The 13,338-nt window shown below is 67.2% G+C and carries 8 protein-coding genes and 2 pseudogenes; 7 read left to right on the forward strand and 3 right to left on the reverse strand.

The window, feature by feature from the left end:
* Window positions 1–209: 209 nt before the first annotated feature.
* The 5 genes and pseudogenes from ACIOWN_RS34055 to ACIOWN_RS34075 all read left to right on the forward strand — a co-directional run bounded on the left by ACIOWN_RS34055 (window position 210) and on the right by ACIOWN_RS34075 (window position 6,089).
* Window positions 210–650, forward strand: coding sequence for a hypothetical protein (locus ACIOWN_RS34055; protein WP_362357384.1), 441 nt, complete (start codon window positions 210–212; stop codon window positions 648–650).
* 226 nt (window positions 651–876) lie between these two features.
* A pseudogene (locus ACIOWN_RS34060) lies at window positions 877–1,464 on the forward strand (hypothetical protein); the annotation flags it as partial.
* A gap of 434 nt (window positions 1,465–1,898) precedes the next feature.
* The gene (locus ACIOWN_RS34065; protein ID WP_401984406.1) at window positions 1,899–4,142 is read left to right on the forward strand and encodes a M14 family metallopeptidase; all 2,244 of its coding nucleotides are present in this window, start codon (window positions 1,899–1,901) and stop codon (window positions 4,140–4,142) included.
* A 924-nt stretch (window positions 4,143–5,066) separates the two neighbouring features.
* A complete protein-coding gene (locus ACIOWN_RS34070) occupies window positions 5,067–5,384 on the forward strand; it encodes a hypothetical protein (protein ID WP_362357380.1) in 318 nt (105 codons plus the stop codon).
* A gap of 234 nt (window positions 5,385–5,618) precedes the next feature.
* Window positions 5,619–6,089: a peptidoglycan-binding domain-containing protein gene (locus ACIOWN_RS34075; RefSeq protein WP_362357378.1), complete on the forward strand. Its 471-nt coding sequence runs from the start codon at window positions 5,619–5,621 to the stop codon at window positions 6,087–6,089.
* Between the two features lie 22 nt (window positions 6,090–6,111).
* Here the strand turns inward: ACIOWN_RS34075 and ACIOWN_RS34080 are convergent.
* The 3 genes and pseudogenes from ACIOWN_RS34080 to istA form a co-directional block, all read right to left on the reverse strand.
* Window positions 6,112–6,519 (reverse strand): annotated as a pseudogene (locus ACIOWN_RS34080) (transposase); the annotation flags it as partial.
* A 1,659-nt stretch (window positions 6,520–8,178) separates the two neighbouring features.
* Window positions 8,179–8,976, reverse strand: a complete 798-nt coding sequence (gene istB, locus ACIOWN_RS34085; protein ID WP_401984408.1) for an IS21-like element helper ATPase IstB — start codon at window positions 8,974–8,976, stop codon at window positions 8,179–8,181.
* Entirely contained in the window at window positions 8,973–10,604 is a 1,632-nt protein-coding gene (gene istA, locus ACIOWN_RS34090; RefSeq protein ID WP_362357417.1) for an IS21 family transposase, read from the reverse strand. The genes istB and istA overlap by 4 nt, the downstream gene beginning before the upstream one ends.
* Window positions 10,605–10,991: 387 nt before the next feature.
* Here istA and ACIOWN_RS34095 point away from each other — a divergent pair, with 387 nt between their 5' ends.
* Together ACIOWN_RS34095 and ACIOWN_RS34100 are read left to right on the forward strand one after the other, a co-directional pair.
* A complete protein-coding gene (locus ACIOWN_RS34095; protein ID WP_362357366.1) occupies window positions 10,992–11,684 on the forward strand; it encodes a hypothetical protein in 693 nt (230 codons plus the stop codon).
* Complete coding sequence (locus ACIOWN_RS34100) at window positions 11,656–13,266, forward strand: ATP-binding protein (RefSeq protein WP_362357364.1); 1,611 nt, start codon at window positions 11,656–11,658, stop codon at window positions 13,264–13,266. The genes ACIOWN_RS34095 and ACIOWN_RS34100 overlap by 29 nt, the downstream gene beginning before the upstream one ends.
* The last annotated feature ends 72 nt before the right edge of the window (window positions 13,267–13,338 follow it).

A 13,338-nucleotide genomic window follows, 5' to 3' on the forward strand; every position in this document is an offset into this window, starting at 1 on the left:
ACCCCGCCGAGCGCCCCGAAAGCGCCCCCGCACTACCCAACACCCCCAACACAACCGCCGGATGATCGGCTACACCACGAGAAGGGACACGACCCTCACTTCGAACCCACTCCTACTCGCTTGCCTACACCGGGCCGGGGAAGCACCGCGCGCACCGAACCCCGGGGCGTGCCCCGATCTGATACGAGAGGACACCCACCGTGCCCCTGATGTTTCCCACCGACGCTGTGCGGCACCAGGCGACCGAGATGCCGGACCTTGAGGCAGTCACTGAGCAGGCGGCATCCGGCCTGGCCGACTACCGATGCAGCGGTTCGCTCCCGGTCCTCGCAGCGGCCGATGAGGGCGCGCGCCGTATCGCGGCGATGCTGCACGATGCCACCGAGACCGGGCGCGGCACCGTCTGGCTCCAGGTCGCGCGGTACGCGGTAGAGCTGGTGGCGGTCCGCTACACCCGACCGCCCGCGGGCCGCGAGTACACCCTGCGTGACGGGATCTTCGGCGACGGGATTGCGCTGGAGGTGGATTCCCCCAAGGCGCACAACGCAATCATGAGCGCGTCCCGGCACCTTGCCTACGCCGACAGGTACGGCGACCAAGGCGATCACGAGCGCGCCGCACACACGCCGAAGAGGCCGCGCGCCTGCTGAACGACACCCTTCGCACTGGCCGGATCCCGGTGTGGGTGGCAGGGGCTGCGTGGCTCGCCGAGACCCACGCAGCCACGGTGCGCGCCGAGCAGGGCGACACCCACACCGCCAACTGAGCTACGCCACACCCCGGTCCCCGGCACGCGCCCCAGTGCGCGGTGCCGGGGGCCGCCCAAGCACGCCCCCGCGGCAGGCGGCTCGTCCGGGTACGAACGCGTCTGCGCCTGTGCGTCCCCGTTGGCGCCCTGCCGGCAGTCCCCGAGCGCATACCGCCTGGCAGACCTTCCTCTACGCCGCCTACACGTACGAGCACGACGCGGCACACGCCCACGGGGCCGCCTGCCCAACCGCCTGCACACTCGCGACCAGCTTCTTCCACGCCCTGACCACGGATACCGCCGCCGACCAGACCAGGCGCGGAGCGGCACCTGCCAGGTGGCCGCACCGATTTGGGTGCAGTTCGCCCACGGGCACACCGGAGTCAGGAAACTGCCGCGCGATCGATCAGGGATTCGGGTGGGAGGCCGCCGGCGCCGATGGCGTAACCGGCTGGGAGCAGGAACCGCACGGCGGCGCCGCGGAGGCAGCCGCCCATGCCAGCGCCTGCCTCGCCCTGCACACCGCCCCGGACGACGGAAGCGGCGAACGCGACCAGCTTCTGCCGTCCAACGCCCGCTCGTGGAGCGAAAGGTTGTCGGGCCGCAAGCGGGGACTGGCCGTCGACGTTCTGGGGCTGATCATCGGCGTCGTCGTGCTGGCCGCATCCGCCCACGACAAGGCCGCTGGCACCGCCCTGCTCGACCAGGCAGCCGAGTGTCCCACGATCGAGCGATCACGAACCGAGGAAAAAACCGGACTTAACACCCTCTCAGATCACCCAATTCCGCTGAATGCCCAGGGTGAATAGCCCCGTTGCGAAGTGTCCCAATTTGAGGTCGCGGAGATCTTGACGGCGCTTTACCTTTCCCAACAGACTTCCCACCACTTGGGTGCCTCGCCCGACTGACACCCCCGTCTCGGGAGGGCGCGCCAGATGGAGGAAACTCGATGAGGAGTCCCCGCAGAGCGCGGCATTACGCGCTCTTGCTCGCAATTCCCTTGGCGGTCACCATGAGTGCCCTTCCGGCGCTCGGCGCCCCCACGAGCCAACCGGTCACACCCGACCGCGATTCCAGCACCGCCCAGAACGGTGTCGCACTGATGCGCATCGTCGTTCCCGATAAGTCGGGGGTGGACAAGCTTGACGCCATGGGTGTCGATTTGGCCGAATACAGTAAGCCGGTCGACAACGGCATCGAAGTGCACGCCGTCCTCAGCCCTGATGAGACCGAGAACCTGCGTGACCAGGGTTTCGACGTCCAGAACCCCATTTCGGACCAGGGCGATTACAACGCGAACATGCGCGCCCGTTCGCAGGCGGTCGCGATCGAGGCCGCCGACGCGGCCGAGGCTGACACGCTCACGCCCCTGCGCGCCGAGTGGTTCACCAGCCTCAACGGCCAGCGGTTCCTGTCGGTCGAGGTGAAGTCCAGCGCGACGGACGCCCAGACCGTCCTCACCGCCTCTTGGGACAGTGGCAAGGGCACCAAGCCTGGCTCCGGCGGGACGGCGACGATGTCCCGCTTCACCGACGCCGGCCAGTACATGTACCACCGGTTCAGCGCGCCGCTGGCCATCACCGAGGCCCCCGCCACGGTCACCGTCACCAGCAGCCGCGGCGGCACGATCACCGTGCCGGTGACCAAGTGGCTGGGTGACCCGGTCAAGGCGCCGAGCCCGAACTACGTATCGGACTTCGTCGACCACTACATGGACCCGACCGAGGTCACCGACCGGGTCGTCGGTCTCGCCAAGGAATTCCCGAACATCTCGGAGATCATCAATCTCCCGTACAAGACGAACGGCTACCGCCGCCAGGCGCAGGCGCAGTTCGGCACGGGTTCGGGGACCGCGCTGGCGAGCACGTTCTACGTGACCTCCAAGGCGTACGGCAGTGAGGGCGGCAACGACCTCAGCATCACGCTGAAGAACCCGGGAGCGAACAACGCTCCGCTGTCGGTCGCGGTCAACGGCAAGGAATTGGTGGTCAACCTGGCCACGGACGCCTCCGGCGCGATCACCAGCACCGCAGGCCAGGTCGTGAACGCCATCAACGCCAACGCGGCGGTGTCGACGCTGGTGACCGCCAGCCTCTACCGGACCAGCAATGGCACCGGTGTGGTGGCCGCGGCCCCGGCGACCCCGCTGACCGACGGCCTCAAGGCGCCGGCGAGCGTCTCGCGTGAGCCGTTCCAGATGAAGGCGATCCGGATCGGCAAGCACCGGGACGGCTCGAAGACCGGTGTGTTCCTCTACTGCCAGGAGCACGCGCGCGAGTGGGTGACCCCGATCACCTGCGTGGAGACCGCCGAACGGTTGCTGCGCAACTACGCGCGGGACGCGAACACCAAGAAGCTGGTGAACGACCTTGACATCTTCATCATCCCGACGATGAACCCTGACGGCGCCCACTACTCAATGTACGACTACAACATGCAGCGTAAGAACATGGTCAACTACTGCGCTGCGGACAACTCGGACCCGGCACGCCGCAACTCCTGGGGCGTCGACCTCAACCGCAACTTCTCCGTCGGCAGTGGCTTCGACGGCTACACCGGCGGCAGCACCAGCTGCACCGGCGACACCTACTCAGGTCCGTCGGAGCTGTCGGAGCCGGAAGCGCGCAACGAGGTGTGGCTCGCGAACAACTTCAAGAACATCAAGTTCGCGATGAACACCCACTCCTACGGCGGCTACTTCATGTGGCCCCCGGGAGCGTACAAGTCCGCCGGCCGTGAGGTGCTGCCGCGGACGGACATGGGCACGGAGAACTACTTCTGGAACGCCTCCACCCACATCCTGTCCGCCGTCCAGGACTGGCGCGGCACCGGCATCCAGCCGGGACGCACCGGCCCCGTGGTCGACGTGCTGTACTCGGCGGCCGGCAACAGCGCCGACGAGTTCTGGTACAACAACGGCATCATCGGCTGGGACTTCGAAGTCGGCACGGACCTCTACGACCCGGCCACCAAGAAGTACAACGCGGTCGGCTTCCAGCCCCCGTTCAGCGAGGGCCACGAGGAGGCCATGGAGTTCTCCAACGGCCAGATCGGCATCCTCGATGTCGCCCGCGCCTACGACAAGGACCACCAGCAGCCCACGTCGAAGCTCGCGGTGACCGACGCGTCCGCCACCTCGACGACGTTCACCTTCACCGTGGACGAGCCGGCGAACATCTACTACACGCTCGACGGCAGCCGCCCGACGATGAACTCGCCGAAGCTCGCCGCCGCGGGCATGCGCGAGGGCGCCGAGAAGATCACGGTCCACAAGAACACCGTCGTCCAGTGGTTCTCCATGGACCTCGCGGGCAACTACGAGCGGAACTACAAGCCCGACGGCAACGGCAAGAACTACAACAAGCAGAACGTAACGGTCGGCGACACGAACTAACCCTCCGCTGACCCTCGGCCAACCAGCCCCGGCCCGTGCCACCCAGGCACGTGCCGGGGCTGTCTGCTGAGGTGCAACCGCGATGCCGGTCGGGAACGTGCCGGATGCGGCCCGTCGGCCCACTTCACCGGGGGACGCCAGAACACCTCGGAGTCAACGACTACCTCGGCGACGCGCGATCCGATGACCTGGTCGAGGTTGCCCGCGCCCTACGCACCTGCGCGGGGCGCGCACTCCGAAGGCCGCCGACGAAGTCCGAGCCGCTATGCGAAGGGTCGTCGCTAGCCTCCGGTGCGCGGGGCGCCCGGACACGCCGCGACCGGAGCGTCCGCAGCCTTCACGGCGGTACGGTCTCGCCATGCCTACGCCGACCCGAGCCGAGGAAGCCCCTGCGGCCGTGCTGGCCGGCGCTCCACGCCCGAGCTGGAAGCCTCCTTGGCACGAGAGCTCAGCCCCACTCTCCGGCGCTCCCAGGAGCGGTACGACCGTGCTGTGAGGGAAGGCGACCATGACCTGCTAATCCAGCGGTGTCCTGGAAAACATGGCAGGTGGGGGCGGATCTGTGTCCTGGATGTCGGGCACGAGACGAAGTATCCGCACTTGGGGACCACCCCCGAAGGACAGCCGGTCGCATGGGTGGGAACTGCTCCAGACGACGATTGACCTGCTGGTCGGTGTGTCCGCTGCTTCACTCCAATCAGGAGCTGACGGGCCCGAGCTGCGCGATCGGGAGGCTATTCCGAGAGTTGCAACATCCGACTCCACCATTACGGGAGGCGGTCAGTGCGATCGTCAGCTGGTGGACAGCGGCAGTGCCTCGCGGCGGCCCGCTGGTCGCCGTCACCCAGGCGGCGAACGCCCGCTCACGCCGCCTGCTGGAGTCGGTCGAGACGAGCCACAGGACGCCACAGGAGGAGCAGCAGCGTGGACCGCAAGCCGCCCTCGCGGCGCCGACGGCTGTTGAAGGCGCGGCTGGCGGAGCGGGACGGGGCGTCGTGCTGGTACTGCGACGCCGTGTTCGGGCCCGGCCTGGACGAGGCGACGATCGACCACCTCGTGCCGCGGTCGGTCTGGCACACGTGGATGCAGGCGGCGCTGGTGCTGGCGTGCGGGCCGTGCAACCAGACCAAGGTCAACCGGCTGCCGCAGGCCGTATTGCGGCCGGTGCCGGGGACGTTCGGGCCGGGCTTGGTCCCCGCCACCTCGGCCGGGCGTGCGGCAGAGGCCGGCGCGGCGGCGTGACGGCTGCCTGTCCTCCCCGTGGTCCCGGCGGCCGGGGGCGGGCGGGGAGCCGGGCACACCGCCCGGTCCTGACCAACAAGGAAGAACCCCATGCCCAAGTTCATCACCGGCTGGAAGGCACTCGAAGCCGAGGCCGTGAACTGCGGCGATAACGGCTGAAATTCGGCCTTCTAGGCAGAACGGTTGCCTGTCACGCTCATTGCGTTTCGACGAAGGAGAGCATGAGGAGAGAATATGCAATTCCGCACTAAAAGAATCAAGCTGGTCGCAGTCGTGGTCGGTGCACTGATCGCCGCCACCCTCGGGCTGAGCGCCACGCCGGCTTCCGCCGCCGAGGTCCATTGCACCGGCTTCACCTGGGTGCCTAGTGATGGGGGGTTGTACCTCCACAGGCCGTCGACGACCGGGAACTCAGGAAACTACAACTGCGTCGTGGTCCGGGGGGACCACAACTACGCAGTGCTGGCCTTGCAGGAGAGCGTGAACACCTGCTATAGCACCATCACCGCACGCCTGGATGAGGACTCGGACTTCGGCACCCACACCGAGCAGGCGGTAAAGGACATCCAGAAGTGGACCAACGAGACTTACTACGGCGCCGGGCTGAGCGTGGACGGCCGTTTCGGCCCCAAGACCAGCTCCTGGTTCGCCTTCATGCAATACAAGTCGGACGGCAGCCACACGACCGGCTGCCGCCGCGCTTAAGAGGTCGTTTTCTCCCAATGTTTTATCCCGGCATGGGCTTTTGATCCTGCGGTGTCGGGTCGCGCCAGGAGATGGTGGCTTCGCCGGTGAGACGGCGGGCCATCAGGTCGGTCATGGCGAGGTGGATCATGGCTTCGGAGCGGGCGGGGAGGCTTTCGTAGTCGCGGGCCAGGCGGCGGTGGAACATCAGCGGTCGCCGCCGACCGGGGGCGCGTTGGATGATTTCCATGTCGATGCCGAGGCGGGCGGCGTGCTCGATGAGATGCTGACGGTAGCCGCCGTCCACCCAGGCTTTGCGGATCGAGGGGTGAGCGGTGACCACCTGATCGATCAAGTGGGTGCCGGCGACGGAGTCCTGCACGCTCGCGGCCGTGACCAGTACCGACAGCAGTAGTCCGAGGGTGTCGGTGACGATGCTCCGCTTGCCGCCGACGCCGAGGGCGCCGTTGCCTGGGCAGCAGCCGCCGGCATCCCCGCCACGCCGCGGCACGTATGAGTTCGACGGACCGCTTGTTGTGGTTCCGGCGGGTGAGTACTGCCCGGTTGCCGCGGACTGCGAACCCGTCCGGGCTGTGGATGGGGCTGCGGTAGCTGACCACGTCGCCGGTGGAGGGAGTGATCTGGGTCAGGAAGGTGCCGCCTTTACTGCTGCGGGAGTACCAGACGAGCCAGACCTGGTCGTTCTCAGTCGCAGCGGTGCAGCCTTCCAGCGGGTGGTCGGGCAGCTGTCCGTTGGGAGCCCAGTACGCTTGGCCCTGGGTGTTCCAGCCCGCCAGGCCCGCTCCTGACTCCGGGTGGCCGCCATAGATGCCTTCGTCTCCGTAGGCCGTCCAGATGCCTCCGTGGACATCGGTGACCAGGGCAGGGATGTCGTCACCGACGCAGAACTCGGCTTCAGGTCGGCCGGACGGGGAGAAGACCACAGCGTTGGGTGTCCAGACGACATCGTTCCCGCTTGGGAATGTACGGCCGCTCACCAGCAGGAATCGGGAATCCGGGAGCAGGGCCAGATGGCTGGGCCGCAGCCGGATGTCCTTCACCAGGATGCGCCGCTCCTCCTGCCCCGTGACGGTGACCAGCTCACCGGTGAACGGGACTTCCGGCCCCCAACCAATCCATCCCTTGACGTAGCGGCTGCGATCAAGGTATCGCCGGTGAACCAACAGGACCGCAAGCTCCCCGGCGGGCCCGACACTCCACCAAAGTGCTTGTTGATCCCGCACGGCTTCGGCAGCGGGAAGCCGCCACACGTGGCGTATCGCGGCATCGGAACGAGCAGTTGTCCAGCGGTAATTCATTGACAGTCGCCTCTAGGACTCCGGGAGCTGGCTTCGTTCATCTCAAGGGACAGCGATTGTCGACCGGTTCCGGAGTCGGTTGTCGGTCAGTCGGCTCGTGAATGTCGAAGAGAAATGACGGCACTGTCGAGTCCGTGAACGCGGGACGGCCAGCCGCCCGTCAGCGGCTGGCCGTCGAGGCAGGTGGCGACAGGAGTGTGACGTGTCCGGCCAGCGCGGTGCTACTGAAGGATCTGCAGACTCCAGGTGTCGGCCTTGGGACTGCGCCGGTAAAAGACGTTCGGTTGAACCGGGTCACATGTCACCAGCAGAATGTCTCCCTGGCCGAGCACGACCGTCCGCTCGACGTGTGTGGAGCGTCGCTTGCGGGTCCGAAGGGTCTCAAGCCGCAGCAAGTGCGGGCCTGGGGGAAGAGGGACGAAACGAACCTTTCTGAAGTTGGTCCGGTCCACGCTGCAGAGCATGTGGTCACCTTCCCTGACGGACACCAAGCACCACTTGGGTGACATGCTGCGGACAGGGTCGCGCAGGTCAACCTGGATCAGCAGGCCAGTCCGACCTCGGCGCCGGGCCCTGTGGATCAGATAACGAGAGCGCCACTTCAACCGGCCGTCGAAGACACTGTTCACCAGCACCGCAATGTCTGCCACGCTTTCCCCGTCTGAGAGCCGGTCAAGTCACCCGCCTGCCCAGGCTGGCACGGACATGCCGAGAACCAGAAGTGCCTCGACCGGCAACATGGCCCGGCCGAAGCTTGCCGACAACAGCGGTGTCAAGCCCAGATGTGGAGGTCAGCCGGCCTTGGCGGGTTCCTCAGCTCGTGCCCGGGTGCTGGCGAGGCGGTAGGAGTCGGTGCCGGTCTCGATGATGGTGCCGTTGAAGGTGAGGCGGTCGACGATGGCCGCGCAGAGGCGGGGATCTGTGAACGTCTTGGTCCAGCCTCCGAACGACTCGTTGGAGGCGATGGCGACGCTGTTCTTCTCCTCGCGCTCAGTCAGAACCTGGAACAGCAGTTCGGCGCCATGGCGGTCGAGTTCCATGTAGCCGAGCTCGTCGATGCACAAAAGGTCAACGCGGCCGTAGCGGGCGATGGTCTTGTTCAGCTGCTTCTCGTCGGCGGCCTCGACCAGCTCGTTCACCAGCTTGGTGGCGAGCGTGTAGCGGACGCGGTAGCCCTTCATCGCCGCCTCGGTGCCCAGCGCGATGAGCATGTGGGACTTGCCGGTGCCGGAGTCGCCGATCAGGCAGAGCGGCTGACTCTTCTTGATCCACTCGCAGCTGGCCAGGGTGTGGATCGTGGCCGGGTCGATGTTCGGGTTGGCGTCGAAGTCGAAGGTCCGCAGGGACTTCTCCCGCGGGAAGCCGGCCGCCTTGATCCGCCTCTCCGACCTGCGGCGAGCCCGGTCGTCGCACTCGGCCATCAGCAGCTCGGCGAGGAAGCCGCGATAGGTCATCTGGTCCTTCACCGCCCGGTCGGCGATCTCGGGGAACTCGTTGCGGATCGACGGCAGCCGCAGCATGCGGCAGGCGGTGTCGATGGCGGCGTCGGCGGCCTGCTCGGTCAAGCCGCGCTGGCGGGGCAGGGTCACTGTGCTTCTCCCTCTCGGTGGTCACCGCCGCTGACGCGACGACGTCGGAGCAACTGGTCATAGGGGGCCACGGACGGCAGCGGCCTGGTGTCCGGCGGGAGATGAGACAGCTTCCACTCGTGCAGGGACGTCACGTTCGCCGGCGGCTTGCCGGACAACGGTTGGCCCGCCGGGGCGGGTTCGGTCTCGGCCTGGGCCGCCTTGCGGGCCTCCAGCGCGACCGCATCCGCGGTCATCGCCCCGGCCCGCAGGGCCGCGGCCAGGCCGGCGACGATGTGCTCGTGCGGCAGGTGCCGGCCCAGCAGCAGAACCTCGATCAGGGCCCGGGTGCCGTCCCGCTCACCGTGGACCTTCCGAGCCTGAGCCCACCAGGCGTCGTGGACCGGGGTGAACCTGCCCGCCGATCGGGCCTGTTCCAGGGCGGTGGAGCCGGGAAACGCGCCGGGCTTGCGGACCAGGACCTCCAGGTAATGATCCAGCTCCAGGCGCACGGCGCCCTTGGCGATCAGCCGCTCGTGCCGGGCCACTTCCACGTTCTGGTCGTAGACCACCAGGTGAGAAGCGTGCAGGACGACCCGCACCCGCTTGCCGATCAGCCGGATCGGCACCGAGTAGCGGTTGGTGCGGACCGGGATCTGCCCGTAGCGGTCGACCCGCGGGGTGAACAGCCGGCCCGTCTCGAACGGCTCCTCGGGCAGCGGCATCAGCAGCGGCCGCTCGAGTGCGAAGCACTCGGCGACGGTCTTGGACCGGGCACCGATGCGGCGTGCGTCGTCCTGCCGGTCCCACTGCTCGACCATCTCGTTCAGCTCGGCGAGCGAGGAGACCTCGGGGACCGGGACGAAGTGGTTGCGGCGGAAGTAGCCGATCATCCCCTCGACGCCGCCCTTCTCGTGGGCGCCCTCGATGCCCGGCCGGCAGTAGAAGCTCTCGATGCCGTAGTGCGACTTGAAGGCGATCCACCGGTCGGCCTCCACCCGCGCCCGGCTCAGCCCGAGAACCCGGGCGACGGCGGCCTTGAGGTTGTCGTAGCGCACCTTGCCCCGCGGGACACCGCCCAGCGTCCGCAGCGCGTGGACGTGGCCTTCGAAGAAGGCTTCCTGGCCGCAGGAGGCGAACACTCGGTGGACGGCCTTGCCCGAGTACGACAGCCGGAAGGAGAACAGGTAGCAGGTCACCAGCTCGCCGGCCAGCCGCACCGTCACGTCGCCGAAGTCGACCTCCGCCTCGTGCCCGGGCTGGTGGGTCTGTGGGACGAACGCCTCCAGCGGTGCCCTGCCGGACTCGGCCAGGATCTCCGGCTTCCGGCCGGCGACGTAGTAGCGGACTATCCCGTAGGAGACGTCGGCGCCGTGTTCCTCGACCAGACGATGGAAGATCCGGATGACGGTGTGCCGCTGCTTGCGCGGCGCATCAAGGTCCGTCCGGAGGATCTCGTCGATCACCGGCTTGTACGGATCCAGGGCGGTAGCCCGGGGCGGCAGCTTCTTGCGGGGCTCCGGCCAGGCCGAGTCCAGTGCCTTGCGGACCGTCCGCCACGTCACGCCGTGCTTGCGCTCGAGCTCCCGCATCGACATGCCGCCGCGATGGTCACGCCGGATCGCCGCGTACAGCTCGACCTTCGACATCCGCGGCATGACCAGCACCTTTCACCAGGAGCATCCCGATGCTGCCCTGGCAAGAGATCCGGTGCCTCCCGAACTCGTCGACATCACCCGTCCGTGGAACGGGGCGCCTCCCAAACCCATCGAGAAGCGACGTCGCTACTGCTCGATAAAGCCAGGTGAGTGACAGCGGCGGTTCTGGACTGGGCTGAGGTGCAGGTCAGGATGGGGTTCCGTCATTCGCGTTCACTGTTGTGGAAGTGAGAGAACCGGGCTTGTCCGCTGTTATCTGCTGAGAGATGTGCAGGTTGCGCACTGACATGAAAGCGAGAGATCGCAGGCCCCGGCCTCCTGACACACCACACCTGCATGTGGGTAGTCCGCCACCCCTCACAGGAGAGCGACCGCGGCTTGCCTCGCACCGACCGCAGCCCGCTCACGGCGGCGGTGGCCGACGCCCTCGACGCCTACGACGTGATCGTCCTCCTGCCGAGGTACTGGTTCTACCCCGACCGCGAGAGCGCGACAGCGCACGTCGTTCTTGGGGAGATCGACATCTTCCCGCACACCGACTGCAGGACCGCGCTCCCCGGCCCCAAGGGCGAAGAGAAGAGTGTCCCGCTGAGCCCCGAGCAGAGCGCGGCAGTCCTGCGCGAGCGCTGTCTGGGCTTCCTCTTCGGATCTCCCCATACGCCCATCCAACTGGACGGGGTGATCTGGCAGTCGAACAGAGAGCTCCCCGTCGACGCGGACTACCTGGAGGGCGTCGACGGGGACATGAACCGCGCCGGGCTGCGCCCCCTTGGCTGGACACTCTCCGAGCGCTGGCCTTCCCCGCACCGGCAGCTGCCCGAGCCCGACCAGCTGAAGGACCTCAGCTTTGTCCAGCGGTATCAGCCCATCGCCAAGCGCCTGCGCACGGCGCTGGACGCCCGTCCTGCCCGCAGGAACTGGCTCGACAGGGCTGGTCTGCACCGCGACCCGTGGACCAGCCCTTCGAGGCTCTCGCTCACGGCCGGACTGTCGGTGCCCACCCGTACCCTGTCGCCCAAGCACCCGCGACAGGAGGGGTATCGTGGCCCGCAACGGCATCAATCAGCGTGAACTCGACAAGTGGGCCAAGGGCCTGGTCAAGGAAGCGAACAAGAGCCTGGAGCGAGCAGCTGGTCGTAAACCCTCGCGTGTGCCCGTCCAGTTCGAGACCACTCCGAAGGGAGGCGGCGCGCTGAACGGCGGTGGGGGAATCGAGAGCAGCGCCCACCTGGCACGGCTGCTGTTGTGGCTGGACGCCTACGCACAGCAGTATCCCGGGCACTACGTTGACGTCACCCAGTTCGTTGAAGAACACGAACTGGCCGAAGATGCGTCCGTGCTCGCCTTCCAGCTGGAGCAGCGCGGCCTGGCAGACCTCGCCCGGACCTTGGGCAGCGGTGCGCCTCACGTTCACCTCACGGACGAAGGCCGCGTCGCCGTGCACACCCTGAAGAACTTGCAGAAGGATCGCGCCGCTCGTCTTCGTTACACGATGGACGTCTTCCTCCGGTGGCTGTACGACACCGCGGGTGACCAGTCGCCCACCGCCCCGGGCCTGTTCCTCGCCACGCCAGGGTCGTTCTTCGCGGGAGCCGAGATTCCCCAGACCGACCTCCAGCAGGCGCTCGTCCACTTGGCAGAGAACGACCTCATCGAACCCATCGGTACCGACTGCGCCACGGTCGCCATTTCTACTCAGGGCGTCAGCTGTGTCTTACGAGGAGCTGACATTGAAGCACCGATGACTCTGCCCACACGGCTCACTGCAGTCCTGGGACGACACCCCGATCACCTCACCGAGGGCGATCTGCAGCGTGCGGTCGAGAGCCGGATGCCGGAGAGCGTTGACCTCGCCTGGAAGAGGAGTTTCTATCTGGGCACCGACGCGGGTAAGAAGGAACTCGCCAAGGATGTGTCCGCCATGGCCAACACTGCAGGCGGTGTGGTCGTCATCGGCATCGACGATGGGAAGGAGGACCACGCCAACGCCCTGGCCCCCGTTGACCCGACCCCGGGGCGTGGTGAGGAGTGGATCCGAGCTGTGCTCGCGCACTGGACCCAGCCCGTCGTTCCCAATGTGGGCGTGCGACGGGTGAAGTCCACTGCCTACGAGGGCAAGATCTACTGGGTGCTGACCGTGCCCCCGAGTACCCAGGCCCCGCATGCGGTCGCTGCTCCAGGCAACGACCACAACTTCCGCGTCCACGTCCGGCACGGCACCACGACTCGCACCCTCGCTGCGTCTGAGATCTTTGCGGAGGAATGGGCGAGCGGCGATGAGTTCGCCCAGCAGGAAGGAGAATTTGTTCTCGCGAGCACAGCGCCGTACGAGGCGCGTGGTGTGCGCGGGGACTACGCCTGTGAGAAGTTCCCCTTCCACCGTCAAGAGGACGGCATGGCTGACGTCTTCGATGCGACCCACAAGCCGACCGGTACACCCGTCGTCCTGAAGCAGTTGCGTGGCAAGCACCCGCCCCTTCCCAAGCGAGCCCGGATGGCTCGTGAGATTGAGGTTGGCCGCATCCTGAGCGAGCACCCGAACGCGATGCCGGTCTGGGACGCCGGTGCCGACGGCAAGTGGTTCGTCATGCCCAAGGCGCAAGCTGTCGCAACGGGATGCCTTGATGACCTCAGTGGGCGGTTCGTAAGGTGATGCCCGTTTCCGGCTGAGGTTGGGGCAAGGCCGCTGGTGGCGGTTCCGTCGGCTATTGCTTCCTGGTGAAGT

The organism is Streptomyces sp. NPDC087787 (genome assembly GCF_044743035.1).
Classification (GTDB): domain Bacteria; phylum Actinomycetota; class Actinomycetes; order Streptomycetales; family Streptomycetaceae; genus Streptomyces.